Source organism: Candidatus Binatia bacterium (assembly GCA_029248525.1).
In the GTDB taxonomy this organism is placed as follows: domain Bacteria; phylum Desulfobacterota; class Binatia; order UBA12015; family UBA12015; genus UBA12015.
In genome coordinates this window covers 589,493-613,430 of record JAQWJE010000049.1, presented here as the reverse complement: position 1 = coordinate 613,430, position 23,938 = coordinate 589,493, and the positions used below count along the sequence as shown (strand labels likewise).

26 protein-coding genes are annotated in these 23,938 nt (G+C 58.7%); 7 read left to right on the top strand and 19 right to left on the bottom strand.

Annotation, left to right across the window (positions count from 1 at the left end; translation table 11 throughout):
• Window positions 1-6 precede the first annotated feature (6 nt).
• Together P8K07_15215 and P8K07_15210 are read left to right on the top strand one after the other, a co-directional pair.
• Window positions 7-1,794, top strand: a complete 1,788-nt coding sequence (locus P8K07_15215; protein ID MDG1959872.1) for a hydantoinase B/oxoprolinase family protein — start codon at window positions 7-9, stop codon at window positions 1,792-1,794.
• Entirely contained in the window at window positions 1,791-3,887 is a 2,097-nt protein-coding gene (locus P8K07_15210; GenBank protein ID MDG1959871.1) for a hydantoinase/oxoprolinase family protein, read from the top strand. Before P8K07_15215 ends, P8K07_15210 begins: the two co-directional genes overlap by 4 nt.
• A gap of 6 nt (window positions 3,888-3,893) precedes the next feature.
• On the opposite strand, the gene metF is transcribed toward P8K07_15210, so the two are convergent.
• The gene (gene metF, locus P8K07_15205) at window positions 3,894-4,829 is read right to left on the bottom strand and encodes a methylenetetrahydrofolate reductase [NAD(P)H] (protein MDG1959870.1); all 936 of its coding nucleotides are present in this window, start codon (window positions 4,827-4,829) and stop codon (window positions 3,894-3,896) included.
• Between the two features lie 57 nt (window positions 4,830-4,886).
• Here metF and P8K07_15200 point away from each other — a divergent pair, with 57 nt between their 5' ends.
• Complete coding sequence (locus P8K07_15200) at window positions 4,887-5,387, top strand: hypothetical protein (protein ID MDG1959869.1); 501 nt, start codon at window positions 4,887-4,889, stop codon at window positions 5,385-5,387.
• 37 nt (window positions 5,388-5,424) lie between these two features.
• Here P8K07_15200 and P8K07_15195 read toward each other — a convergent pair whose 3' ends face one another.
• From P8K07_15195 to P8K07_15175, 5 genes are all read right to left on the bottom strand, one after another.
• Window positions 5,425-6,474, bottom strand: a complete 1,050-nt coding sequence (locus tag P8K07_15195; protein MDG1959868.1) for a MaoC family dehydratase — start codon at window positions 6,472-6,474, stop codon at window positions 5,425-5,427.
• 13 nt (window positions 6,475-6,487) lie between these two features.
• A complete protein-coding gene (locus P8K07_15190; GenBank protein ID MDG1959867.1) occupies window positions 6,488-7,651 on the bottom strand; it encodes an acyl-CoA dehydrogenase family protein in 1,164 nt (387 codons plus the stop codon).
• Between the two features lie 15 nt (window positions 7,652-7,666).
• Complete coding sequence (locus P8K07_15185; GenBank protein MDG1959866.1) at window positions 7,667-8,596, bottom strand: cyclase family protein; 930 nt, start codon at window positions 8,594-8,596, stop codon at window positions 7,667-7,669.
• Window positions 8,597-8,669: 73 nt separating this feature from the next.
• Window positions 8,670-9,038, bottom strand: coding sequence for a nuclear transport factor 2 family protein (locus tag P8K07_15180; protein ID MDG1959865.1), 369 nt, complete (start codon window positions 9,036-9,038; stop codon window positions 8,670-8,672).
• 68 nt (window positions 9,039-9,106) lie between these two features.
• Complete coding sequence (locus P8K07_15175) at window positions 9,107-9,919, bottom strand: IclR family transcriptional regulator (protein ID MDG1959864.1); 813 nt, start codon at window positions 9,917-9,919, stop codon at window positions 9,107-9,109.
• Between the two features lie 91 nt (window positions 9,920-10,010).
• On the opposite strand from P8K07_15175, the gene P8K07_15170 reads away from it, so the two are divergent.
• From P8K07_15170 to P8K07_15160, 3 genes are read left to right on the top strand one after another with little or no spacing between them, the layout of a single operon-like run.
• Entirely contained in the window at window positions 10,011-10,730 is a 720-nt protein-coding gene (locus P8K07_15170) for a hypothetical protein (protein MDG1959863.1), read from the top strand.
• Between the two features lie 22 nt (window positions 10,731-10,752).
• Window positions 10,753-10,965: a dodecin family protein gene (locus tag P8K07_15165; GenBank protein MDG1959862.1), complete on the top strand. Its 213-nt coding sequence runs from the start codon at window positions 10,753-10,755 to the stop codon at window positions 10,963-10,965.
• Window positions 10,962-11,996: an MBL fold metallo-hydrolase gene (locus P8K07_15160; GenBank protein MDG1959861.1), complete on the top strand. Its 1,035-nt coding sequence runs from the start codon at window positions 10,962-10,964 to the stop codon at window positions 11,994-11,996. The genes P8K07_15165 and P8K07_15160 overlap by 4 nt, the downstream gene beginning before the upstream one ends.
• A 196-nt stretch (window positions 11,997-12,192) precedes the next feature.
• Here the strand turns inward: P8K07_15160 and P8K07_15155 are convergent, their stop codons facing one another.
• From P8K07_15155 to P8K07_15130, 6 genes are read right to left on the bottom strand one after another with little or no spacing between them, the layout of a single operon-like run.
• A complete protein-coding gene (locus tag P8K07_15155) occupies window positions 12,193-12,498 on the bottom strand; it encodes a hypothetical protein (protein MDG1959860.1) in 306 nt (101 codons plus the stop codon).
• A gap of 4 nt (window positions 12,499-12,502) precedes the next feature.
• Complete coding sequence (locus P8K07_15150) at window positions 12,503-15,808, bottom strand: PilC/PilY family type IV pilus protein (protein MDG1959859.1); 3,306 nt, start codon at window positions 15,806-15,808, stop codon at window positions 12,503-12,505.
• 7 nt (window positions 15,809-15,815) lie between these two features.
• On the bottom strand, window positions 15,816-16,304 hold the full coding sequence (locus P8K07_15145; protein ID MDG1959858.1) for a hypothetical protein: 489 nt from the start codon (window positions 16,302-16,304) through the stop codon (window positions 15,816-15,818).
• Between the two features lie 5 nt (window positions 16,305-16,309).
• Window positions 16,310-17,107, bottom strand: a complete 798-nt coding sequence (locus tag P8K07_15140; protein ID MDG1959857.1) for a prepilin-type N-terminal cleavage/methylation domain-containing protein — start codon at window positions 17,105-17,107, stop codon at window positions 16,310-16,312.
• On the bottom strand, window positions 17,104-17,478 hold the full coding sequence (locus P8K07_15135; GenBank protein ID MDG1959856.1) for a prepilin-type N-terminal cleavage/methylation domain-containing protein: 375 nt from the start codon (window positions 17,476-17,478) through the stop codon (window positions 17,104-17,106). Before P8K07_15135 ends, P8K07_15140 begins: the two co-directional genes overlap by 4 nt.
• Window positions 17,475-18,056 carry a GspH/FimT family pseudopilin gene (locus P8K07_15130; GenBank protein MDG1959855.1) on the bottom strand — a complete coding sequence of 194 codons (582 nt, stop codon included), beginning with the start codon at window positions 18,054-18,056 and terminating at the stop codon, window positions 17,475-17,477. Before P8K07_15130 ends, P8K07_15135 begins: the two co-directional genes overlap by 4 nt.
• Before the next feature lie 254 nt (window positions 18,057-18,310).
• On the opposite strand from P8K07_15130, the gene P8K07_15125 reads away from it, so the two are divergent.
• The gene (locus tag P8K07_15125; protein ID MDG1959854.1) at window positions 18,311-19,075 is read left to right on the top strand and encodes a phytanoyl-CoA dioxygenase family protein; all 765 of its coding nucleotides are present in this window, start codon (window positions 18,311-18,313) and stop codon (window positions 19,073-19,075) included.
• 2 nt (window positions 19,076-19,077) lie between these two features.
• Here P8K07_15125 and P8K07_15120 read toward each other — a convergent pair whose 3' ends face one another.
• From P8K07_15120 to P8K07_15090, 7 genes are all read right to left on the bottom strand, one after another.
• On the bottom strand, window positions 19,078-20,091 hold the full coding sequence (locus P8K07_15120) for a hypothetical protein (protein MDG1959853.1): 1,014 nt from the start codon (window positions 20,089-20,091) through the stop codon (window positions 19,078-19,080).
• Window positions 20,088-20,717: a type II secretion system protein gene (locus tag P8K07_15115; GenBank protein MDG1959852.1), complete on the bottom strand. Its 630-nt coding sequence runs from the start codon at window positions 20,715-20,717 to the stop codon at window positions 20,088-20,090. Before P8K07_15115 ends, P8K07_15120 begins: the two co-directional genes overlap by 4 nt.
• Window positions 20,714-21,106, bottom strand: a complete 393-nt coding sequence (locus tag P8K07_15110; GenBank protein ID MDG1959851.1) for a hypothetical protein — start codon at window positions 21,104-21,106, stop codon at window positions 20,714-20,716. Before P8K07_15110 ends, P8K07_15115 begins: the two co-directional genes overlap by 4 nt.
• Window positions 21,103-21,540, bottom strand: coding sequence for a hypothetical protein (locus P8K07_15105; GenBank protein ID MDG1959850.1), 438 nt, complete (start codon window positions 21,538-21,540; stop codon window positions 21,103-21,105). Before P8K07_15105 ends, P8K07_15110 begins: the two co-directional genes overlap by 4 nt.
• Window positions 21,541-21,626: 86 nt before the next feature.
• Entirely contained in the window at window positions 21,627-22,274 is a 648-nt protein-coding gene (locus P8K07_15100; GenBank protein ID MDG1959849.1) for a tetratricopeptide repeat protein, read from the bottom strand.
• Window positions 22,275-22,354: 80 nt separating this feature from the next.
• Window positions 22,355-23,155 (bottom strand): prepilin peptidase, encoded by an 801-nt coding sequence (locus P8K07_15095; protein MDG1959848.1) that lies wholly within the window; start codon window positions 23,153-23,155, stop codon window positions 22,355-22,357.
• A 126-nt stretch (window positions 23,156-23,281) separates the two neighbouring features.
• Complete coding sequence (locus P8K07_15090) at window positions 23,282-23,668, bottom strand: prepilin-type N-terminal cleavage/methylation domain-containing protein (protein MDG1959847.1); 387 nt, start codon at window positions 23,666-23,668, stop codon at window positions 23,282-23,284.
• Between the last annotated feature and the right edge of the window lie 270 nt (window positions 23,669-23,938).

The following is a 23,938-nucleotide window of genomic DNA, read 5'->3' as shown; positions in this document are numbered from 1 at the left end:
ACAACCATGACGCGCCGAGGCAAAACCGCAGATGTGGACCCTGTCACCACCCAAATCATTCGGGGGTTCATGGAAACCGTCGCCTTCGAAATGGCCACCCACGTATCGCTCACAGCCACAACGCCGATTCTCAATCAATCCAACGAAAGAAATGCGACAATTCTGGATGCGCGGGGCTGCCTTGCCGCACTCTCGGTCGGCATTCCTCAATTCATGCTCTCGAGCACGCTGCCGGTAAAATTCGCGCTCGATTTCTTTGCCGAGGAAGGGCTCCACGAAGGCGACGTGCTGCTGAGCAATGATCCCTATCACGGTGGCGGCCATCTCCCTGACTACAACATTTATGCCCCCGTCTTCCACAAGGGTGAGTTAGTTCTGATCGCCTCGATCCAATGCCACCATGCGGACACCGGAGGCGGCGCGCCTGGTGGCTACAACGTGGATGCCCTCGACATCTGGGCCGAGGGTGTCCGATTCCCGGCGATCAAAGTCATCGATCGCGGAGTCGAGCGCAAGGACATCCTCTATATGCTCGAGACCAACAATCGGACGCCGACTTTTTCCGGTGATATTCGCGCTCAAATCGGTGCGGCACAAATTGGGGCCCGTCGCCTCGGGGAGCTTTGCGAACGTTACGGCAACTTTACCGTCAGGCAATCCGTGGATGCCATGGTTGCTTACGCCAAAAAAAGATTCCGAGCCGAAGTCGCCAGCTGGCCCGATGGCGTCTACGAATCCGATACGTGGGTGGACCACGACCCCAAAGGCAACCCCGACATTCACGTCCACTGCAAGATCACGATTCGCGGGTCTTCGATCACGATCGACTTCACGGGTTCGGATGACCGGCCGGAAATTCAGGCCTACTCCACCTTTGGCAATACGCGAGGCTACGTCGTCGCCCAACTGGCGTCCATGATGCCGGCAGATATTCCGAAGAACGAGGGTTTTTTTGATTCCATTGATTTGATCGTCCCGGAAGATTGCTGCCTCAACCCCAAAGAGGGTCGTTCCGTAGCCGCCGGCACACATCATCCGGGAACCGAGGTCGGTGAAGCGATCGCGAAAGCTTTGGCGCAAGCCGTGCCGGCCAAAGCCTGCCCGCAGGTCTATAAAATGGGGATGCCTACGGTGATCTTCGGAGAACATCCGGATACAGGCGAGACTTTTATCGACCATTCTGTCGATACATTTGCAGCCTACTGCGGGGCCTGTGAGGGACAGGACGGTTGGGGCGCGATGAATGTCAGCTTTGGAAACCTCATCCGCGCGACGGCCGAAATCAACGAATCCATTTTCCCCTCACGACAACTCTGGCGAGACTATCTCACGGATTCCGGTGGCCCCGGCGAATTCCGTGGCGGCTGCGGCAGCCTTTATCGCAAACAGGTTCTCGTCCCCGCAACTGTCTACACCTACGTCGTTGGACGAAAGTACCCCATGCCGGGAATCGCCGGAGGACACGACGGAGCCGCCAACCACCTGCTCACAAAAGTCGTCCGACGCGGCGAAGGACAAGAGGTCGGGATCCTGTCCGAGCAGGTGCCCCACCAGCCTGGCGAGTGTTACGAATATTATTATGGCGGCGGAGGAGGATGGGGCGACCCGCTGGCGCGACCACCTGAAAAAGTACTGGAGGATGTGCTCGACGAATACGTCTCGGTTCGGGCCGCGCGCAAGGACTACGGCGTCGTCTTGCGCGGCTCTCTCGAAAATCTCACGCTGAAAATCGATCGAACGAAAACCGCAGAGTTACGCAAAGCCATGCATGCCAAACAGGCGGGTGTCGCATGAGCACCCCCCGGAGCAACCAGAAAAAGAAGCGAGCAGGCGCAGCCGGCTACCGAATCGGCGTGGATGTGGGGGGCACCTTTACCGATCTGGTTCTCGTACGACCGGACCAGTCTATTCACATCGACAAAACCGCCACGACACCGCAGGACCAAAGCCGGGGCGTCATGGAAGGACTCCGTCGGCTCGCAGAACACGAGGGGATCTCCTTGCCCGATCTCCTGTGCCAGACGGACCGTATCGTGCACGGCACCACCACCGCCGACAATACCTTGATCCAGATGAATGGTGCGCGAACGGGTCTGATTACCAGCGAAGGCCACCGTGATGAAATCGAGCTTCGGCGCGGATTCAAGGAAAACATCTGGGACCCGGGACTACCCCCGCCCACGCCGATCGCGCGACGCCGAGAGCGCTACGGAGTTCCCGAGCGCCTCGACCACAAAGGAGCCATCGTGGACGCGCTCGACGAGACCGCCGTTCGGCGGGCCATGCGTCGGATGAAAAAGCAGGAGGTCGAATCGCTCGCCGTCGTCTTCCTCTTCTCCTTTCTCGATGGAACCCACGAAAGCCGGGTCCGGGAGATTGCGCGCGAGGAATTGCCGGGCGTCGACATTTCCCTCTCGCACGAGGTGCTGGCCAAAGCGCCCGAATTCGAGAGGACCTCCACCACCCTCGTCAATGCCTTTGTATCCCCTGTAATACGAAGGTACCTCGGGAACCTGCAGCAGGAACTGGCCGAACAGGGCTTTCCCCACCAACTGTTGATGATCCAATCAAATGGCGGCTTGATGACAGCCGACTGGGTCGCCGATCGCGCGGTCAGCGTGCTTGGCTCCGGTCCCGCAGGCGGCGTGATCGCCGCCTGCCATATGGCTGCAACCGCGAATATCCGGGACTTCATCTCGGTCGATATGGGTGGCACCAGCTACGACGTCTGTCTGGTCCGCGACGGACAGCCCGCTGTTGAATCTTCGTGGAACTGGCATCATCGCTATCTCATCGGGTTGCCCATGGTGGACGTCCAGTCGGTAGGCGCCGGAGGTGGATCGATTGCCAGCGTGGTCGCAGGAGCTCTGCATGTCGGACCGGAAAGCGCTGGCGCGGAACCAGGACCGATTTGCTATCGCCGCGGGGGCGATCGGCCGACGGTGACGGACGCCAATGCGGTCTTGGGCTACCTCAACCCGGACTTCTTCTACGGGGGCGAACTCTCTCTGGATGTGGAAGGTGCACGCAAGGCCATCGACGAGCAAATCCGAAAACCGCTTGGCTTGGCTTCGGTCGAAGAAGCCGCTCTCGGGATCTTCCGTCTCGTCAATGCGAATATGGCGAACGCCATTCAGCGCGTCTCGGCGAGTCAGGGCGTCGACGCACGCAAGCTGCCGCTGGTGGCTTTCGGAGGCAACGGCGCACTGCACGCTGGTATGCAGGCTCGAGAACTCGGAATTCGAAAAATCCTGATACCTAAAAGTGCACCAACCTTTTCGGCTCTGGGTCTTCTCCTCACCGACCCCAAGATCATCGAACTCCGGTCCTGCATCACCCCGATGGCCCGTGCCGATTGCCGCGAACTACAACGATTGTTCCGGGAAATGCAGGCCGAATCCAAGGCTGCCCTTCGATCGGCCGGCTTCTCGACAGCCAAGGCCGACTTCGATCGCGTGGCTCATATCTGCTACCCCGGGCAGACTTTCGACCTGAAAGTTCCTCTTCGCGGCAACGGTACCTTCAACCGAGCCGCTCTCAAATCTCTGGTCGAGGACTTTCACGCCTTGCACGAAAAGCTGCATACTTACGCATCGCGTGATCAGGGACCGATCCTTCGGGCGATCGGGGTGGAGGCCCGGGCCGGGAGCGAAAAGCCTCGCCTGACCCGCTTGCCCGGTTCCGGAAAACCCGCCCGCGCAAAGGAAAAGCGCCGGACCTTCCTCGAGGGGCGTTGGGTCTCGACACCCATCTACGACGGAGAAAGTCTGAAGGCCCGGCAAAAGATTGCGGGGCCGGCGATCATCGAGGAACGCCTCACAACCGTGGTGATCTACCGGGGCCAGACCGCTCGACTCGACGCTAACGGGATTTACCACATCGAATAGCGCCCCTCAGTCGTCGGCACGTAATCGCGTCAAGATCTCGCGTGTCGAGGCACTTTTATTCAAGGTATAAAAATGAACTCCCGGGGCGCCCCCCTTGAGTAGATCGCGGCATTGCTGCAACGCGTGCTCGACGCCGATCTCCAGAACGGCAGCCTCGTCATCGCCGGCCTCCTCCAGCGCCCGAAGCAAATCTGCCGGCAAAGCCGCGCCACACATATCGGTGAACCGTTTCACCTGGCCGAGGTTCGTCACCGGCATAATCCCGGGGAGAACAGGGACTTCGATTCCAGCCTGACGAACTTGTGTCAGGAAAGAAAAGTAATCCTGATTGTCGAAAAAAAGTTGGCTCACCAAAAAATCAGTGCCCGCCCCCACTTTGGCTCGGAGATGGCCAAGGTCCGTCTCCGCGTCCGGGGCGTCGGGATGGACTTCCGGATAAGCCGCGCCGCCAATGCAGAACCCTCCCCGCTTTCGAATCAATGCCACCAGATCCGCGGCATGTGCAAAGCCACCTCGCGTGGCCTGAAAGTCCGTTCCCGGTGGGGGATCCCCGCGCAACGCCAAAACATTTTCGATCCCCACAGACGCCAAATCGTCAAGAACGGATGAAAGCTCCTCGCGGGTATGGCCGACACAGGTGAGGTGAGCCATCGCCTCGATCCCGATCCGGTTCTTGATCTCACTGACGATCTCGATGACCTGACCGCGGTTGGATCCCATCGCGCCATAGGTCACGGAAACGTAGGCTGGGTCGAGCGGTTTCAGCTCATCGATCGTGCCCACAAGCGCTTCTCGGCCCGCATCTGTCTTGGGCGGAAAAAACTCAAAAGAGAACACGGGATCTGGTCGGGCGAGTATCTGATCGATGCGCACACCCCCACCGTAGAGAAGACCACCGCCCTTGCGCAATCGCTTTGCCTCGATGGTTCCAACTCTCTCCATCCGGAAAACCGGATGGAGAGTTGGACGAAGGACCTCGAATCCTGAATAGTTCGTCCCATGAAGCGCGGTTTTTGGCTCGGCACCGCTTGCGGCGTCCTTCTTTCAGTTCTGCTGGGCCTTGGCGCCGCAGCCCTGCCACTGACCCCGACCTGGACATTGGTTCGGCTGACCCAGGCCATCGATACTCGCAATACGACCGAAATCTCGAGATTGATCGATTTTACAGCCGTCGCTCAGCGGGGCCTGAACGAAATCGCCCGGGGCGATCTGCAGACCAGCGAAGGTTTCGGCATTGGCGCCATCGCCCTGACCCTGCTCGAGGGCGGCCGCATACGGACAATCTTCGACGATCCTGTCGAGCCAGCCTCGATTACCCCGAGCGAATTTGCTCATGCCTGGTGGGGGATGAGACGCGATGGGCCATTTGCCCGGCTCACTTTGACGCCAAAAGGCCTGCCAGTTGACCTCACGTTGGCACCGGGCCCTGGTGGGCGATGGCGCATCGTCGGCATTGAACCTCTCGCAGGGCTTCTGCGACTGGAGTCATCCAATCCTTGATCCGGCCTCGGCAAGCGCAACCCCTACCGAGTTCGGATCAGCTCGCTCGTTTTGGCATCAACTCCCAGATATCCATGCACAAAAGAACTCGAGGGTCATATTTGATCCGACCCTTGCCGTTATCTTCCCCGATATCGAAGTCCTTGTGATCCGCAGGATTCAAATCCTTCACCCCGACCAAACGTAAGCGCAAGGCACCATAAGGTTGGTCTACGAGATCATGCGCTTCGAGCACTTCCGTGAAGGAATAGATCGTTGTACCGCTATAGCAAGGGTTCGCGTGGGCTCCGGAGTTCATGGCCACCATCCCCGAGCGATTCTCCAGGCCGTTCAGACTCTGGGCGTATGCGATCGAAAACGGGAAACCTCCGTACACCAATGGCTTTCCATCGGTCAAAATTTCGTCGAAATGAACCTTGGCCGAGTTCTGCCACAGGCGCGTATACTGCATATGGTCGGTATGATTCACCGTCATGCCGTCGTGGTGAAAGATTCGTTCGCCAGGCTCATAGTCTTCGAAGAAATAAGCCCCGCCGGTCTTCTCGGAGCGGCTGAGGTCGCCGGACCAGGCGGGCAATTCGGCTACTTCGACCTGACTTGCGAGACTCGGCGTTACCGGGTTCTCCAGATAAGGCGTTGCGGTATCGTGGTCGCGCTTTCGGACCATTACCCATCGCGTATATTGCAGAACTATTTCGCCGGACTGGTTCCGGCCCGTCGTCTCGACAAAACAATTTCCCGTCTTGCCGTTGGAATTCTCCTTGAGCCCGACGATCTTGATCGTTGTGGTGATTTCATCGCCCGCGAAAACCGGTGCATGCCAGATCATCTTCGAATAGCCGAGGTTGGCCGGAGAGTTCAGCGAAATATTTCGGACCGTCTGGCCGATGACAGTATGGAAGACAACCAATGGATGCATCCGTCCTTCGCCGCCGCAGAAGCGAGCCTGCCGATCGTTGGTCGTGCCGATATGAAGGGCGGTCTCCGGCGCCCCGATGACGCGCGGTGGCGCACAGACCTGCTCTTTTCCCAGCTCGAAGTCCTCAAAAAAGTTCCCCAGCCAACCTTTGCCCAGATCGTGTGCCATCTCGTGGTTCTCCTCAGGTGCGCGGCAATCCCAGCAGCCGCTGCGCTATGATATTCTTCTGAATCTCGCTTGTTCCACCGGCAATTGATGCCGCGCGGGAGAAAAGCATACGCTGCACGAATCTCCCACCCCCAGGTGAATGGTCGGTGGTCTGCCGCAATTGGCCCGCAGCACCGAGCACTTGCAGGGAGAGATCACCGAGGTCTTGCACCAGACGTGACCAATGCTCCTTGACGATCGAAGTTTCCGCGCCCGGGACCTCCCCGCGTCCGATTCTGGTCAGAGTCCCCAAATTCAGCAGTCGCATGATTTCGACTTCCGTATGAAGTCGCGCCGCCGCCTGCCGGAACACGGGGTCAGCCAGTCGGCCCCGCCGGCCTGCTTCCTCGAGGATTTCCTGAAGCGCAATCTTCGCCAAAGCCTGCTCCTTGAAAGCGAAATTCGTCCCGCGCTCATGTGCCAGAGTCAGGGTGGAAATTTTCCAACCCTCATCACGGTTCCCAATCAAATGATCCGACGGTATCCGGACATCTTCGAGAAAAACCTCATTGAAATCGACACTTCCATCGAGTTGGCGGAGGGGACGGACCTCAACCCCGGGCTGATTCATCTCCACAACGAAGTAAGAAATTCCCCGATGAGGCGGTGCTGCGGCGTCGGTGCGCGCCAGAAGTATCCCCCATTGCGCATGCTGCGCATATGACGTCCAAACTTTCTGACCCGAAACACGCCATCCATCCCCATCTGCGATCGCTGCAGTGCGCAGTGACGCCAGATCCGATCCCGCATCCGGTTCCGAGTACAACTGGCACCAAATCTCATCTGCGGACAGAATTCCGGGAAGCCAACGCTGCCTTTGAGCCTCCGTTCCGTAGTGCATGATCGTCGGGCCGACATTATTGATGCCAACCCGGTTCACCAGCTGCGGGGCACGCGCGCGCGCCATCTCCTCGACAAAAATTGCCTGCTCTGTCGGGGTGGCATCGCGCCCACCAAAAGCCTTGGGCCAATGAATGCCGCACCACCCACCGGCGAACATTCGCCTCTGGAACAACCGCAGCCAGCCAAACTCCGCATCCGGATCATCCGGCGGCTCCTCCCCCGGAACATTCCGGGCGAGGAATTCACGAAGCTGGCCGCGAAAGACCTCCTCCGCTGCCGTATAGGTCAGATCCAACCGAATGCTCGATGCTTATTTTGTCGCGACCGGATTCACCGGTGCACCGGTGCCACCCACGATCGGCTCGGGCGTGGCGCTCAGCAAAAACTCATACACCCCATCGCTCGCGCAATCCTCGGCAAGTTGCTCCAGTTGCCAGTTTTGGCCCTGCGTCAGCCCCGCGTCGACCAGATTCAGCATATGGACCGGGAAGAGCGTCGCGGGGTCCTCTCCCGGCCAGACCTCGAAAGCAATCGTATCATTCGCCACCGCAGCGAGATTTTTCTCCTTGAACCAGAGTGTCGATTGAACCCCGAAGCCGGGGGCCGGGACACGGTAGGCATCGCGATCGCCGATCGCCAAATTGGTGATATGCCCGGTTCGTACGAGCAACACATCGCCAGGTTCCAGAGTGAGACCGGTCGACTGCAGACAATCTTCGAGAAGCTCCGGGGTAATGACCAAGCCCGGCTCGAGTCTTTCCCGTCCCTTGAAGCGCGCAAGGTCCAACAGGACGCCTCGCGTCACCAGAGTCTTCACCTTTTCGATACCGCAAACCATGGCTCCGGTTTCCGCGCGAATCATCGCAGAAGGATGATCGTTGTACATCGTGCCAGCGTAACTCGCGTGGGCAAGAGCATCCCAATGCGTGGCAGCCTGCGTCCCCATCGAAATCACATCGTCCGAAAGACATGTCTTGTCGGGGTCCCCGGTAAACGGCGTATTGATCCCGGTCATCGTATGCAGGGGGTTGATTCGGTTGGGGATTCGTCCCGTTTGCGGGCCTTCACGGTCCAGCGGAATCGCCAGAGAAAAAGACTCACCTCGCTTGACGGTGGCCACCCCCCGCAAGGTTGCTTCGGGGGTAATCAAATTCAATGTCCCGAGTTCGTCCGCATCACCCCATCGGCCCTTGTTGGAAACCTTCTTTGCCAGTTCTTGAAACCACTCGGGAAATCCCATGCTCTCGCCTCCTCAATAATCGGTCCTGCCTTGGCGTATGAGCAGAAGAACAATCCGTCAAGGCAAGCGGCCCTCAACTCTCCCCGAGATCCACCTTCGCTGTCAGAGTCAGAGGGTCAAAATAGCTACGCCACGACGAGATTCGCTCTTCTTCAAAAGTAAACCTGTCCTGCGCGGCGACCTGAAATTCCGCGCCGCGCGTAAGGTAATAGTGCCAGAGGTGCTCACAGAGCACTGTTTGCCCGGACGACATGATCGTGAGGACTTCAACATCCACGTCCTCAAAACGAGCACGGAAAATCTCGATGTTTCCGGCGATCGCCGCGGGGCCCGCGACGGGGTGGACCTGCAGGGGAGTCCTGAAGATAGCCTCCTCGGTGAAATACTCGGCGATTCTGGCGGGGGAAACGACCGACCAGTCCGAGTAAAACTTCCGCACCATATTTTCGAGATTGGATGACAAGGTGATGGTAGCGGGATCAGATCCTCAAGTCGTGGCGAAGCGAGCCTTCAGCCGGCCTCCGCGCGAAGCGATCGAGGCTGACGCTCGTTCCTCCTCTCGCCCTTCCTTGCGCGATAGTATCCCAATTTTCCGGACACCTCGGCGGCGGCCGAAGTGACCGTCTCGACCAGCTTTGCGGGAATCGGCTCCCCAGCGTGCCCGCGGTTGGTCAGAACCGCCAGCGCCGCGACCGGCGAACCCGATCGATCCAGGATTGGAGCCGCGACCGAACTGACGCCATCAATCATCTGTCCCACTTCAGTCGCATATCCAATACTACGGATTGCTTTCAGGGCACGATCGTCCTCATTTTCCGCTTGCGCAAACTCGAACGTCGAAACCACGGGCCCTGCATCATCCAGATCCGCCCCGGCCAGAAGCACTTGTCCGGCTGACGAAGTAGCTGCAGGGAAACGACGCCCCAACTCCAGTCGAACCGACTCGCGACCGCCACCTGCTCGCTCGAGGAAGACAATCTCATCACCAATCAACACGCTGACAGCACAGGTTTCACCGGCGCGCGCCGCGGTGCGCGTCAAAGTCGATCCGACGATACCCAGGATCGGTCGGTGGCGGACCGCGAGCATCCCGATCTCGTAGAGCCGGAGCGAAAGCCGGACCTTGCGACCCCCTTCCACCCGCTCCAAAAGCCCAAGGTCGGTCAGACTGGAGACGAATCGGCTCACCGTGCTTTTGTTCAACCCCACTCGGCGGGCGATATCCATGACGCCGAGTTGTGAGGTCTCTTCATCGAAAGCGAAGAGTATCCTGCTCGCTTTTTCCAGAGAGGTATTGCGATTTGATGGAGCGTGAAGTTTCATATGGATCCGAACGTCGTCGTGACCGGAGGTAGATTCCCGCTGGTCGATTCCCGATGCTACTCGCGTGGTCGAAATGCAGTCAACGAGGAAAATGAACCCTTTGAAAAATGCTGGCCTGAGGGTCGGCACTGTGGCCATCGCAGCTCTGCTCTCGCTCGGGGCAGAAATCGCCGTGGCCGAGCCGAAGACGCCACCAACGACCCCGCAGACTCCTGAGGGCCACCAAACCGAAGGCGATCGTCAACTGAGCCTGGCAAGCCAGCGGCTGGACGAGGCCGAGAATGCCGAGACCTCTGCCAAGCAACGTGAAGCGTATCTTGCTGCGGAGCGTCATTCGGAGCGAGCGGTCGAGCTTCTCCCCGAGAGCGCAGACGCTCATTTCCTGCACTTCGCCGCACGCGGGCGGCTCGCCCAAATGCAGGGATTGGCCCTCGGAGCTGTGCAATTGCCTTCGTTGCAGCGGGAGCTCGACCTCGTATTGGAATTGAACCCCGACCATGCCGATGCTCTCGGGTCACGCGGAGGCATGTTGGTCAAGCTCCCCTTCCTGCTCGGCGGCAATGTGCCGGAGGGCATTCGCTTGCTCAGACGCGCTCTGGAACTCGACCCACAATCCATCGGAAAACGACTCGAACTGGCGGAAGCCTACAATATCGACGAAAATACCGTTCAAGCCGCATCCATGGTTGCCGAAGCACGAAAGCTCGCAGACGCCTCCGGTTCGACGCGGGAGCAGGAAAGTGTCAAAAAATTCGCTGAGGCCTTGCAGAAAAGCTGCTCGGGATGCGCCGTCGAGATTCTTGCTCGCTAGCCCAACGGAAGGAAATCACGCCGTGGTAGAAAAAGTCGTAGAACTGATTGGTACCTCCTCGAATTCGATCGAGGATGCTGTCGAACTCGCGATCTCACGAGCTTCCGTGACCCTGTCGAGCATCAGCGAGGTCGAACTGGTGAAAACGACAGCCCTTGTGGAAGAAGGACGAGTTCAGGGATGGCGTGTTCGCTGCAAGGTCACCTTCGAGATCGAGAATCGGATTCACGAGTGAGTATTCAAGGACCCGAAGGAGGGAAGACGGTCGATCTGGGTCAGGGAATTCATGAAGTCTTCCTGCCCCTCCCGGCGAAACCGACAATCATTAATGTCTACCTGGTCGATCTGGGGAACGGGGAGTGGGCCCTGATCGATACCGGGACAGCTCGACCCCCCAGCCGAGAGGCTTTCCGTTCGGCGCTGGACAGGATCGGCGTTGCTCCGGGTTCGTTGAAATATCTGCTCGCCACGCATCACCACCCCGATCATTTTGGTGCTTCGGCAGCCCTCGTCGAGGACTTCGGCACGAGGATCTACCTCCACCCCAAGGAGCGCGAAACCATTGCGTGGATGAGCGAAATGTCGGGGTCCACCATGGTTGATCATGTCCGACGCCACGGCATCCCGATTCCCCCCGAGGTCAAGGAGGCCCCCAAGCCGGCCAACGTCTGGGCAGATGGTTTCCGGCCGGCTCCGCAAACGGACCACGAACTTGTCGATGGCGAGCGACTCCAGCTGGGCAATCGCGAATTCGAGGTGATCCATACGCCTGGCCATACCGCCGGACATTGCTGCTTTCTCGAGCACCACACGGGTGCTCTTTTCGTGGGGGATCACCTTTTGCCTAAAATCACCCCGCATATTGGCGTCTTTGCGGGGGGACCCCAGAACCCTCTCGGCGACTTCATTGCCTCGCAGGAGAAGATCGCAGCGCTCGAAGGCATTCGCTTTGTCGCTCCGGCCCATGGGGGAATCTATCCTGACCATAGCCGCCGCGCCCGGCAGCTGATCGCCCATCATGAGCATCGGATGCGGGAGATGCTGGACTATCTGCAGAAGAAACCGGCCAGCGCCTACGAGGTGGCCCAGCATGCCTTTAAATGGGTCTTCGAGGGAGACCCCGAAGAACAGCGGTTCAACCGAGGGGCTGCGGTGATGGAAACGATCGCTCACCTCAACCTGCTCGAAGCGCGACAGGATTTACGCACGATCGAGAGGGATCAGGTGATCTATTTTGAATCCCGCAAGGGCATCCAGAACTCCTGATCCGGCAGGCAACCTGCGGTCCGGGTACCGAGGTGGAGGAGGAAACCCCGACACCCGGAACCGTAGGTGTTCAGCGACATACCACTATGCCGCTGTAGCTGCGTTCAGCCTGTCGGAGTCCATGGGCGTCTCAGTCTCCGAAAACGCATCCATTCTCTGGGACGAAACTCGCCAGAAATCATTCAAGCATTTTCGATCACTCGACAACTCCGGACAGCCGGAGCTCCAAGACCCGTCCGGACGCATCAAGCTCGAGCCGAGCCGGCATCCCCCGCCGGACTCCACCGATCCCCACTTCTCGGCCGCTGGAGATCACTGAGGACTGGGGAACGATCAACCCGCGAACACCGTCGACCTCGACCGCGCTGGCCTCGATATAGGTCACTTTGCCCTCCACCAATCGGGGGGCTTCCTGGGCCGCGACATCGTAGGCCGCTCCCAACAAGCACAAACCCAGGGCGCATCCGAGAAGACGGACGCGGCTGGGACGCGAAACTCTCATCCGATTATTCATAGACTTGCCGCCAATCCACGGGAATCACATTGCCGGCAATCTGTGGCAGAGCCAATGGCTGCAGCGCGATGCCACCACCCTTGGTCACTCCGAAAAAAGCCTTGGTTTCATCGTCACCGAAAGTGACCTTCAGCGAAGTCGGGATACTCTGGCCGACCATCACCCAACGATCCCCCGCTACCAGATCACCATCAGGCCCCGAACCTGTGCCGCTGCCGTCGCCCAAGCTACCGCCGCTCGTTCCGGCGAGATCGAGAGTCGGAGCTCCGTTCAGCGGATTCAGAAGGTAGATCCGTGCATCGCCACCCGCAGCACACGAGGCCGCCGAGGGTGTGAAGGTCGCAAAGCCCACGTTGAAAAATACGGTGGGCGAAGCAAGGATTTTTTCGCCTTCACCCTCGAGCCGAATAAACCACCCATCCTTGGCTGCGATCGAATTCGCAAGAGCCTCTTCCTGTGGGCTACCCGGGGCCGGTATATTCTGCGTCACATCGACCAGAGAGCTCTCGGCCAGATTATCAAGCCCCGTATCCCGGACCGCATAAAATCGATCGACAATATCTGTCGACAAGGGGTTCGATCGATCTCCGGTGCCGAAATAAACCATCACCGAACCAGAATTCACCACAGCATCGGGACGATAGAAAATACGCTGACCCGTCGGGGTAGCGAAGATTCGGTCCACCTGAAAATCGTCGCGAATTCGCCACAGGTTACCGCCCAGATCACCGATATAGCCCCGATCAAATTGACCATCGCCATTGATATCAAAGAGGAGAGGATCGCTGGGAATTGCAAAATCCATCCCGGGCACCTGCGCAAAACCTAAACGATCGCCCGTATGCAAATCGATTGCATAGAGAGCGCGCCCGTGGCCGCTCGGGTTCGGCGTATCCGCATCGGCAGCATCAAAATAGAAATCATATCCTCCACCCACCACGGCAACAGGAGCGCCTCCGGCCGGACCGAAGCGAGTCAACACCGGCGTCGAGTGAGAATAGCCCAATTCCGTATAGGCGGAAGTTGTCGAATTGATCCGCCACAGCAGCTTCGGAGCAACTCGGCTGGTCACATCCAGGCCGTAGTACGCTCGCCCCCCTCGGCCCAGACCAAAAACGACGATTTTTTTTCCGTCATCTTCCCAGATCTTGGGCGAAGCATCGGCGAAGTAGGGATGCTCACCCCCTTCGTCTGGTTGAAGCTCTGGCAAATTGGAAAGAACGTCGGGGGGGAGGAATGCCCATAGCTCCTCCCCTGTCTCATCATCAAAAGCATGCAGAAGTCCGTCGTTGGCCCCGACGAGAATCAGCGCATCCTCGTCGGTTTCTTCGTAGCGAATGATCAGGGGAATGGAGTGGATAATATCCCCTAGAATCCAGCCACGTTTCTCCGTGACGACCCCATCATCGTTGGTATCGAACGAATCCAGACCGTAAACATAATCAATCAGCTGATTGCGCGTATCCGTATCTGTCGAGGAGAGTCCCAAAAGCCCGGGCGTCAGAGCTTCGTTTTCACGCGAGAAGGCCTGCGCGTCCGCGGTCAGGTCCACGCCGCCCAGGTTGCCTGTCGCCGTTTCGGTATAGGTGTAAATCTCTCGCGAGAGAACATCTCTCTGGAGAAGAAGCCCGCCCACGCCGCCGGAGGTCACCGAGTTACCCGATGGCCCCCCGCTCGCGGCATCCCAGAACGACTCAGCCGTTGCGAGAAGCGTGCCATCCTCAAGCGTGGCGGCACCGCTGCCGCCGAGCGTACACTCAGGCGTGGATGCGTTACAGATAGCGCCCTCATCCTTGTTCAACCCGTACTTCTTCAGGTTGCCCGGCCATTCAGTCCCGCCCTCGCGCGGGCTGAAGAGCGCCACATAGAGACGATCACCCGACTCTGTTCGGTTGGTCTGGCTCACGGGAACCACCGGCGCGACAAAAGCCTGCGCATCATTCTTGATCAGATTGATGGCTTCCCGCAAAGCATCATCGAGATCCTCGGGATCCGCTGCCGAGAGGCATTCTCCACCACCGTACTTCTCCGAGGCGCGCCAGAGCAAAGACCCCGCACCCGGTGACAGATCGCCTTCGGCAGGCTCCTCGCAATAATCAAACCCGAACGAAATTGCGAAAAGGGAGAGGGGCTGGTTTTCCGTGTTCCCCAACGGATATTCCCCTCGAATCTTCAGCATCGCGTCGTCGAGATAATCCGAGCCGCAGTTGAACATTTCGCCCGTATTGGCGAGGTATGCCGGGCTCGCCGGATCCTCCTTGCCATCACCATTCAAATCGCCCGGACTTCCGACAAAATTTTCCAACCGATCAAAGCGACACTCTGACTGTGTCCATTCCAGTTCGTCGCCCTCAACCTCGGGCACGCCATCGGTGACCATCAGCACATAGTTCCGCTGGCAAGTCTCTTCGACCGGCGATGTCGAAAAACCGCTCGCCGCGATCTGGCCGTTGAAGTACTCCCAGGCATCGATCAATCGGTGCGTCGTCGGTGTACCACCTTCGGCCTGCAGCCCCTGAATAATTGCGGTCAGCTCGCCACGCGCGGCGGCATCCATGTCCTGCACGGGAAATACAAACGCGTCGTTATTATTGTGCCATGAGGTAACCGATCCCTCATTGAAATAATCGAGCGTACTGTAGTTCAGTGAAGCCGGGTTGAACACGGTCATCCCAAACCGGACATCTTCATGGGCGCTATTATTCAAAGCAGCGACCATCACCCCCTTGGCGATCGCCATTTTATTCTGCTCGACGCAAGTATTGTCTTCGCCTGGACAATCGGTGTCACTCGAGCAGGCTTCGAGAGGGGGCAAACTGCAATTCCGCGGCGGGTTGGTTTCAAAATTCAACCGGCTTCCAAGCCGACGTCGCGACTCGCGATCATCAATATCGTCGCCCCCGGGTCCCGGAATCAAGTCGACCATGGAACCCGCACAACTACTTTCATCAACCTCGTAGGTAGATTGTGTTCGACGGCAACTGCAGTCCGAGCGCACATTGCCTCCCGCCACACCATTTTTGGAGCGGCATCGAGAGTAGACGAGACCAGGTTCATAGTCGCCCGTATATTCACCACCGGGATAGACATTGTAGGCGACATTCCCCATGCTTCCCGAATTATCGAAAACGATCAGGACATTCGGGTCCACTTTCGCGCCTGTGAATATATCCGTGTCCAAGGCGAGGGCCGAACCAGTCGAGAGAAATGTCAGCAGAAAACCTGCGAGCAAGATTCGTCGCCATTGATGCAAACTCACCGAGAGCCGCGGCCGTCCCCCAAATTCAAGCTCGGGCACCACCGGATCAGCCTCCACATTCCATACATGGTCCGGGACGCGCAGCGGTCATTCGCACATGACTCCGCGACGCCAGACCTGATTGGCCCGAGACTTTCCGTGAATCGATCTGAAACATGAACATTTTCCCCAGCCCTGCACCCTGACCGAATTGAGCGGGGCGCAGTCGACCATCCGTTGTCCGGATCATCAAATTCCCCGGCAGTGATTCATAGCCAACAAAAGCCGACGCAACTTCGGCATCCAGAGCCACCGGTATCTGACTGAGATCGGTCGTTCGAGCAATGTCTGGATCGAAATTCTCGGCCTCGCCCAAGGCATAAAAGACCCCGCCGTCAGCGGCGTAGAAGGCGCGCACCGACTCCACGCTGAGCGATCCCCCGATGGTCGACATTTGCCCACTACTGGCCACCGCCAGCGAAATGCCCGCCAGAATGGCAACCATCCCCAATGCGGCCAGCATCACTATCCCCTGTTCATCGCGAAGTCTCACCATTTCCATCACCCCATTTGGAAACGAAACGCCAAATTACGAACATTAACTTCAGTCTGCATTGTGGAAGAGGCTTCCGGGTCATCCGGGAGTCCGGTCGCCTGTGCTGTCCGCAGAACAATCTTCACGGCACGCAGATCATCCGACGGCGAGGACGAAATATCCCCGTCCTGGTCAATGAACTCGAGCTGCAATTCTCGCATATTGTCGCCCATCACGGAGCCGTTTCGACGAAAAATGCCATCTTCGAGAAGCCAGATGATCTCCTCGATTTCAGTGACCTTGGTCCCCATCGGATATTGGTGTGCCAGAGAACCTTCGAGCTGAATCTGCAGAGCACCGTCGATGGTCTGCAGCCCGGCGATCGTTCCGGTCTCCGAACTCAGTCCGCTATCGATCAGAACCACTTCGCCCACCACAAAATTGGAACCCGCAGCAACCTGAATTGATGCGCTGCCGGCTCCGGCCGTTTCCACAAGTACGCTGCGCACATCGCCAAAGGCTCCCCGCAGCGTCAGCTCCTGTCGCCCGGTCTGTGTGGCGTAGGAAACCGGCGAAAGGCCGGTTTCGGCACCAACGCCCAGCATTCCATATCCCGCCATCCGCAAATCTTGCTGAAAGAGGTATCCAATCGCGCGGCTGGTCAATTGCGCATCGGCAAGGCCCTGCTGGTAGGAGGCACTGCGGCTCTGCGCCGTCATGGCCCCAACCATACTGCCGAGAATCGAACCTCCGATCGTGATCGCGACAAGCATCTCGATCAATGAAAAGCCTTTTTGCGATCGCAGCTGCGCTGAAGACTTCATGCGTTGGTCACCTGACTTACCAGCGAGGAAAGAGTAATCGAACGCAGGCCAAGCCGCTCGTTCCAGAGAACCAGCACCTCCACTTTTTTGGCGACGCCAATCTCCGAAACAATCCGCACCACCGTGAAGGAAACACCCTCGCGTTCCTCGAGTTCCCAGGTGGTCACAATGGAATCAAAAGATGTGCGCAAGGATTCCTCGATGTGCTGGTCAGCCAGATGAGTCGCCAAGCCCAAATTGTTCCCGAGAGACTGTGCCTTCGCCGAAACCGTATGAACACCTGCGAGCCCGAGAAAGGCAATCGCAATCAGAACCATCGCAACGAGCGTTTCGATGATAGTGAATCCATCTTCCGATCCGAGCCGCTTCATTGCCAGCCAGCCTCGGTCTGCCGCCAAAGACGTGCTCGACCCGCTCCTGTTACCGACACCGCGTAGGCAACAGAGCCTTCGGATGTCCGGACATAATAAGCTCCGGTATCCAACGGCATTCCGCGCGCCGTGAATACGATCGGCGCCGCTGGAGCTGCAACCTCGACTGCATTTCCGTAAGGACCGGTCTCCGCTCCGTTCAGATCGAATTCCACACCGGGCATCGATTCGCGCAGATCGATCGCACGGAGGACGGGATCCTCTTCCGGCACGATCATATTATTCGTACCCACACGTTGGACCCGATAGGAAACTCCCGCCTCTCCCGTTGTCGAAACATAGTGACGGACGCCGGTGCGAATACTCTGCGCGCGAGCGTAAGCAAGATTACCAAGGAGCTGAGAGGCCGCCGCGCTGGCTCGCATCTGGCGAGCAATTTGCGAGTATTGGGGAGCAGCGATTCCCGCGAGGATCATGATCATTCCGGTCGCGACCATCACCTCCATCAAGCTCAATCCCCCCTCATTGCGGAGAAGGCCGCCGCGGGCTTGCTGCTTTTTCTGGTTTTTCGCTGCCACAATCACAATCCTCCAGCCCTTGTCATTGCAATCTTCGTTCCTCGGAGGCGGTCGTGGGCGGAATTTTATATTATTCAGTAATTTCAGTAGCTTGATGTCAATCCTCGAGTTTGCCCAAGCACGCCAAGCGTCGATATTTTGACGATATTTGAACGGTCCGTACATTTCCGTCAGCGCAAATCCCTGCCCAAACGCCTTGGCGTACCGTGCCGCCCCCTTGACGCCGGGCCGGAGCCGCAGGATGTTGCCGCTATATGAGCCTCTCCCCGAAGCAACAACACGCCCTGGACGAAGTCGGCTTCGTGAACCTGGGACAGGTTCTCGACGACGAGCATCTCGAAATCATCCGCCACGAGTACGATATTCTCGTGCGCCCGGAAAAACAGACTTTGGGCAATGAGGTCGATGGAAAATTTCCCTATCGCGCGATGCTCAATTTCCGCAGCGATCCGCTTCGAAAAATCCTCACTCATCCCGATTTGGTGGGGCTCGCCATTGATCGTCTGGGGCCCGATATCCGCTTTTGGTGGGATCAGGGGATCAATAAATCGCCGGGCTCCGGGAGCCATATCGATTGGCACCAGGACAACGGCTACCAACGCGGCCAAGTACCGGAATATCTCACGTTCTGGCTGGCCCTGGACGACTCCGATTTGAACAACGGCGGTCTCCTGGTCATCCCCGGCTCCCATCGCCACGGTCAGCAATCGCATGAACTACGCGATGTCCACTGGGTGATCCCGGAGGTGGAAGCCTCCGGTGCAATCGCCTTGAATGCTCAAGCCGGTGATCTTCTGATTTTCTCATCCCTGCTTGTACACAAAACCGTCGGCAACCATTCGACGGATCGTGAAAGGCGCGCATGGGTGATCCAGTATGCGAAGGCTGACGCCACGAATGCCGAAGATGGAACCACTTATGAAGACCGACCGTGGGTCGCCAGGGACGGGAAAGTCCTGGAAACGCTCCTCGTTGAGAAACCGTTCGACCTGGGTCGCAATTCTCATAACGCAGGCTGAACTCAGCGCCGGACGGCGGCGATAGCGGCACGCAAGCGTGCCTCTCGCGGCAATGCCTGAAGCGCATCAGCCCCGGCTACCGCAGCGGAGTCTCGACGAAACGTGCAGGGGGAGGAGGCATGCAGCGCATGCACCTGAACAAATCCTCTGATGCTGCATTCCGAGGTCGACAGCTCGAGCGTACCCCCAACAAGAATGACACCGGCAAAATCGACCACCCCTTCCAGCCGAAGATCACCGACCACGACGAGAAGACCATCACCCTGAAAATCTTTCACGATCCCTTCCTGCAGGTAGAGCACCTCGCTCGGTGAGGATCGGAACCCACGGCTGCCCGCCGAGACGGCCTCTCGTTGCCCTTCCGCGAGAAAAAGATCTACCGGTATCGGTCGAGCCGTTATGACCCCGCCCTCCCCTCGAAGGGCAAACGAACCGCGCCGCTCCAGGAGTTCCAGTGCACGCGCCGCTTCATGGTCCCCGGCGGCGAGCGGCGCCACATCGCTGTCCCCGAGGACTTCGATCACCGGATCGCCGGTCGCGGAGAATTCAGGGGCCTCGCCCGGGAACACACGGAGCTCACCCGTAACGATCAGCAGACTCGCCGGCGCATAGGGCTCGCGAGCACGAACCAGAACACCTTCGAGAGCTCGCCCCGCGCCCCCCGCAGCCTCGGACTCGGCCACGACGGATACTTCTCTCGATCCGTCGGCCGAGCGGTCGGATCGCCACGAGGATAGGCGAAAGCCATGCGGTGGGCCGGGGAATTCCACCAATCTCGCTTCCGCTAAAAGCATCAGCTCCGCGTCGGAGGGTAAGGGTTCCAGGCGCGGCGACAGACTGTTCGCTGCACCGAGAAGTCCGGCCTCCGCGGTGTAGAGGGCCTGAAGAGTCGCACGTCCCTGACCGATCGAGCGCAAGTCTGCGCGGAGCCAGAACCAAACGCTCCCGGCGCTCACGCCGACCAACAGCACCAAGCTCAGGGCCGCGAGCAAAATGGATCCCCTTTCGTTGTTCATGGAAGGGTTGCGTTCTCGCGTCGGGCCACCCAACGCAGTGCCACGCTCGAGGTCAAACGGCCTCCACGCAAGGTATCCATCTGAAAGAGCACTCGAGCAACCTCCGCATCAGCATTCGATGGAGGCATCAGGGAACCCCTTGGCCCGGCGGATGCCGCTGGCTCCGTGCGTTCACCGAAGCGATCGAAAGTTTGCAGGGAGAATCCCCCGGGCGCCACGCCCGACAGAAGAGCCATCCGCTGCCGACCAACCTGCCGGATCAGATCACCCTGCGGAGAAAGAAGGACGGACACAGACTCGGCCGAGCGAGTGTCCACACGCCCGTCACCGTCAAGGTCGGCGGCCCGCGAGAATGCATGCCGACTGATTTCGAGGGGATCAAGCGGGTGGATGCCCTGTGGGTCGACCCCTGTACTGTAAAGATCTGCGGCCGTCTGCTCGATCGCCCAGTGCAAACCGGCGAGCGCGTGTGCCTCCTGACGCAACTGGAAGGTCCACCGGGCATGTCCCAAAACCAGAGCCACCCCGGTCGCCAGAACCATGGTCCCCAATCCCATCGAAACCAGAAGTTCGACCAAAGAAAAACCGGCGCCAGAACCCGGACCAGAGACAGGTGCAGGATTCATCGTGCCACCGCTGCAAGATCGAGGATCACAAGATCCTCATCCAACCAGCTCGTTCGTACCTCCAGTCTCTGCAAACCCGGGTATCCAACCCAGGGCCGGACTTGCCAGGTCCGGGTAAACTGGGCCGTTCCATGGCCCCATTGATCGTGTCCGCCCACCCTGCGCGCAGGGAGCAGAGCGATCAATTCCTCTATTTTGTCGCGACCGGCCGCCAGCCCCTCCGCCTCGAGACGAGCGGTACGAAAAGCGCGCCAACTCGCCGAACCCGCGGACAAGCTGACCATGCTCGCCGCAAGGATCAGGCAAAGGGCGGCCAGCACTTCGATCAGGCCGAACCCGGAATCAGCAATGCCGCGACGAAACTGTCGATTCTCCTTCCCCGGCATCATGGCAACCGCACACGACCGCGCTGGTTGAGGACTACCGTTTTTTCCCCGAACGGATTGGCCAGACGAAAGGTTCCGTTTTCGGCATGCCCATCCGGGTAGAAACGAACATCCCCATTCGAGTTCAACGTAAGCCGCACCCCCTCGGGCATCGGAACTCCGCCAAAATTTCGCCCGCCCGCATGCAGCCGAAGAGCATTCCGATACACCTCGACCCGCCAGATGCGTCCCTCATGGATGGCGCCCGCCCGCGACTCAAAAAGCGTCGCCGCAATGCGCGCCGCCCCCTCGGTCAAACGCGCACCATCCAACTGCGATCGGAGGGAAAACAACCCGATGCCTCCGAGGATCCCCATCAAAGTCAAAACCAGACATAATTCGGGAACCGTGAAACCACGATCTCCGGGCCACCGACGAACGTTTCTGCAAAGAGGCATTCGGCAGAATTAAACCTGGCGGAATCGAGTAACAATCCCGGAGGCGATCATCGTGTGCCGGAGCGCAAGACGCCCGTCCGGAGCCCTCAGTCTGTATCGTAGCTCACGATTAACTCGACGGGACATTCCGGAATCTCGACCCCTTTGGTACGCACGCGAGTCAGACCACGGTCGACTTTGGGAAAGCCCTCGCGATGAGCGAGCGCACACGCATAATCGCTTGCTGCTCGCGGATAGTCCGCCACGTATTCGTGGGCGAGACCGCGGTTCGCAAAAGCCTCCGCGCGCCGACGTGTGCCCAGCTTCAGGCTGCGATCATACTCCGCAATCGCAAGCATGAATTCTCGCTGGTGGATATAGCTGTTCCCCCGATTGATCATCGCCTCGGTGAGGCCCGGATTGATCTTCTCCGCAGAATCAAATGAACTGATCGCTTCATCGTGGCGCGCCGCATGGGTCAGAATGATTCCCAGGTTGACCAGAGTCGCCGCGCGGTCGCGATCCCCCAAACGTTCCAAGGTCAGGGCCATCCGACATTTATGAATCTCTTGCTGACTATCGCCTCCCATCGAGGCGCTGAGATAGCAATCACGGCCATAACTCGAGCCCACAACCGACATGGCCGCGTTCGCTGCCGTCAACCATCCCGTCGAAATCAATCCGAGTACTCCGAGGGTCGCGCACGCAATTCGCATGCTGCTTTTCGCTTGCGTGGTCCAATTTTCATGAGTCATGGCGTTGTTCTCCCTTTTGCGCGCCTGGCTGCCGGTGCTCTTCCCAGTATGCCGGCGAAAAAAACGTTCGCCAACAAAAATCAGAGCCGCAGCGAGCCGAAATACCAGTGCAGGATCTGCGGCCCCCACAGGAGGGTGACCAGAGCACCAATCGCCAGAAAAGGACCAAACGGCAATGCCAATCGACGATTCGCGCCGCGGCCGAGCATGAGCGCCAAGCCGATCAGCGACCCCGCCAGCGACCCGAGAAAGAGCGAAAGCAGCGCGCCCTCCCAGCCGAGAAAAGCCCCGATCATGGCGAGAAATTTGATATCGCCGCCGCCCATGCCCTGTCGCCCGGTCATTTTCTCGTAGGCCCAGGCAACCCCGTAAAGCAGTCCTCCGCCCACCAGCGCCCCCTGCAGGGCGAAAAGAAATGCCGGGCCGGGCTCCCCGGGTAAAACGAACGGCGCTCCCAGCAACCCGACCCCCAAGCCACTCAAGGTCAAGCGGTCAGGCAATAATTGATGGTCGAGGTCAATATAGGTCAGCGCGAGCAGATTGAGGGCAAAATACGTAAAGAATAGAAAAATTACCGTCGGGCCAAATCTGAAAAACAACAGGCCCGCGAGAAGGGCAGCCAGGATCTCCACCAGAACGTAGCGGAAAGAAATTGCTTCCCCACAGCCCCGGCAACGCCCTCGGAGCAGAAGCCACGAGACCACAGGAATATTTTCCCACCAGGAAATTTCGTGCTGACAGCTCGGGCAACGTGATCGCGGGGTAACAACGCTTTCCCCACGGGGGACACGATGGATGACGACATTCAAAAAACTGCCAACCATCGCCCCCGTCACCAAGACCAGAAGAAGCATGAAAGTTTCCAAATCCACGGATGTCATGGTCGCATTCCCCGCCCCTACTGGCCAGCGATCCCTCGGAGCGGCCTCTGAAAAAGAGCCTGAAACAAGAATGGCGCCACCCCCGGAGGAGTGGCGCCATTTCTCGAAAGCTCGCTGAGATGAAATCTATTCGCCGCCGCTATCGGCTTGCAAACCACCCAGCGTGGAGTCCCAGTTGAAAGTTTTACCGCCGCTGGCGTGGGCCGCCTGCAACGTGAAACCACCGGTCTTGAGAGCCACGGTGACCGGAATATCCGAATCCGTCTGCACGGCCGGGGCCAGTGACGCGACATCCGCTGCATAGGTGGCTTCCTGCGCGAAATAGGCTTCCTGTGCCAGCGCAATATTACGCAGATGCGAAGAGGCCTGAGCGTCGAAACCCTGCTCCCGGTAGGCCGAGAACTGCGGAATCGCGATCGCCGCCAAAATTCCGATGATTGCTACAACGACGAGCAATTCAATCAGGGTAAAGCCCTTTTCGTCTCGCTCCTTCAGATTCTTGATCATTTCCATTTGCCATCCTCCAGTGTCGGTACCGAGCGCCGTTGCGCTACCACCGCGGTCTATTTTGCCGACGCGAATCGGCGCGCGGCTTCCAATCCCTCCCGTTGCAAGGTCGGTGCCACGTGGAGCGCCCGTGGAGTAATTCAGGTAAGTCCTTGTTATTATTGACTTATTTACTTCCATGGACGGGATTTGTCCGAAACGTCATGTTTCTGACGCTGCCCGAGCGGCAGGATTTCGACGTTTTCGTACACGCGGTGGCAAAATCCGAACACCGCT

What these genes read in the sequence shown, in the direction of transcription:
- P8K07_15135 (MDG1959856.1), bottom strand. Translation starts at nt 17,478, where the DNA reads ATGAAGCGGCTCGGATCGGAAGATGGATTCACTATCATCGAAACGCTC.
- P8K07_15110 (MDG1959851.1), bottom strand. Translation starts at nt 21,106, where the DNA reads ATGATGCCGGGGAAGGAGAATCGACAGTTTCGTCGCGGCATTGCTGAT.
- P8K07_15095 (MDG1959848.1), bottom strand. Translation starts at nt 23,155, where the DNA reads ATGACATCCGTGGATTTGGAAACTTTCATGCTTCTTCTGGTCTTGGTG.
- P8K07_15125 (MDG1959854.1), top strand. Translation starts at nt 18,311, where the DNA reads ATGAGCCTCTCCCCGAAGCAACAACACGCCCTGGACGAAGTCGGCTTC.
- P8K07_15140 (MDG1959857.1), bottom strand. Translation starts at nt 17,107, where the DNA reads ATGAAGTCTTCAGCGCAGCTGCGATCGCAAAAAGGCTTTTCATTGATC.
- P8K07_15090 (MDG1959847.1), bottom strand. Translation starts at nt 23,668, where the DNA reads ATGGAAATGATCAAGAATCTGAAGGAGCGAGACGAAAAGGGCTTTACC.
- P8K07_15175 (MDG1959864.1), bottom strand. Translation starts at nt 9,919, where the DNA reads ATGAAACTTCACGCTCCATCAAATCGCAATACCTCTCTGGAAAAAGCG.
- P8K07_15115 (MDG1959852.1), bottom strand. Translation starts at nt 20,717, where the DNA reads ATGAATCCTGCACCTGTCTCTGGTCCGGGTTCTGGCGCCGGTTTTTCT.
- P8K07_15215 (MDG1959872.1), top strand. Translation starts at nt 7, where the DNA reads ATGACGCGCCGAGGCAAAACCGCAGATGTGGACCCTGTCACCACCCAA.
- P8K07_15180 (MDG1959865.1), bottom strand. Translation starts at nt 9,038, where the DNA reads ATGGTGCGGAAGTTTTACTCGGACTGGTCGGTCGTTTCCCCCGCCAGA.
- P8K07_15120 (MDG1959853.1), bottom strand. Translation starts at nt 20,091, where the DNA reads ATGAACAACGAAAGGGGATCCATTTTGCTCGCGGCCCTGAGCTTGGTG.
- P8K07_15100 (MDG1959849.1), bottom strand. Translation starts at nt 22,274, where the DNA reads ATGACTCATGAAAATTGGACCACGCAAGCGAAAAGCAGCATGCGAATT.
- P8K07_15170 (MDG1959863.1), top strand. Translation starts at nt 10,011, where the DNA reads ATGAACCCTTTGAAAAATGCTGGCCTGAGGGTCGGCACTGTGGCCATC.
- P8K07_15200 (MDG1959869.1), top strand. Translation starts at nt 4,887, where the DNA reads ATGAAGCGCGGTTTTTGGCTCGGCACCGCTTGCGGCGTCCTTCTTTCA.
- metF (MDG1959870.1), bottom strand. Translation starts at nt 4,829, where the DNA reads ATGGAGAGAGTTGGAACCATCGAGGCAAAGCGATTGCGCAAGGGCGGT.
- P8K07_15185 (MDG1959866.1), bottom strand. Translation starts at nt 8,596, where the DNA reads ATGGGATTTCCCGAGTGGTTTCAAGAACTGGCAAAGAAGGTTTCCAAC.
- P8K07_15195 (MDG1959868.1), bottom strand. Translation starts at nt 6,474, where the DNA reads ATGGCACACGATCTGGGCAAAGGTTGGCTGGGGAACTTTTTTGAGGAC.
- P8K07_15155 (MDG1959860.1), bottom strand. Translation starts at nt 12,498, where the DNA reads ATGAGAGTTTCGCGTCCCAGCCGCGTCCGTCTTCTCGGATGCGCCCTG.
- P8K07_15210 (MDG1959871.1), top strand. Translation starts at nt 1,791, where the DNA reads ATGAGCACCCCCCGGAGCAACCAGAAAAAGAAGCGAGCAGGCGCAGCC.
- P8K07_15105 (MDG1959850.1), bottom strand. Translation starts at nt 21,540, where the DNA reads ATGCCTCTTTGCAGAAACGTTCGTCGGTGGCCCGGAGATCGTGGTTTC.
- P8K07_15145 (MDG1959858.1), bottom strand. Translation starts at nt 16,304, where the DNA reads ATGGTGAGACTTCGCGATGAACAGGGGATAGTGATGCTGGCCGCATTG.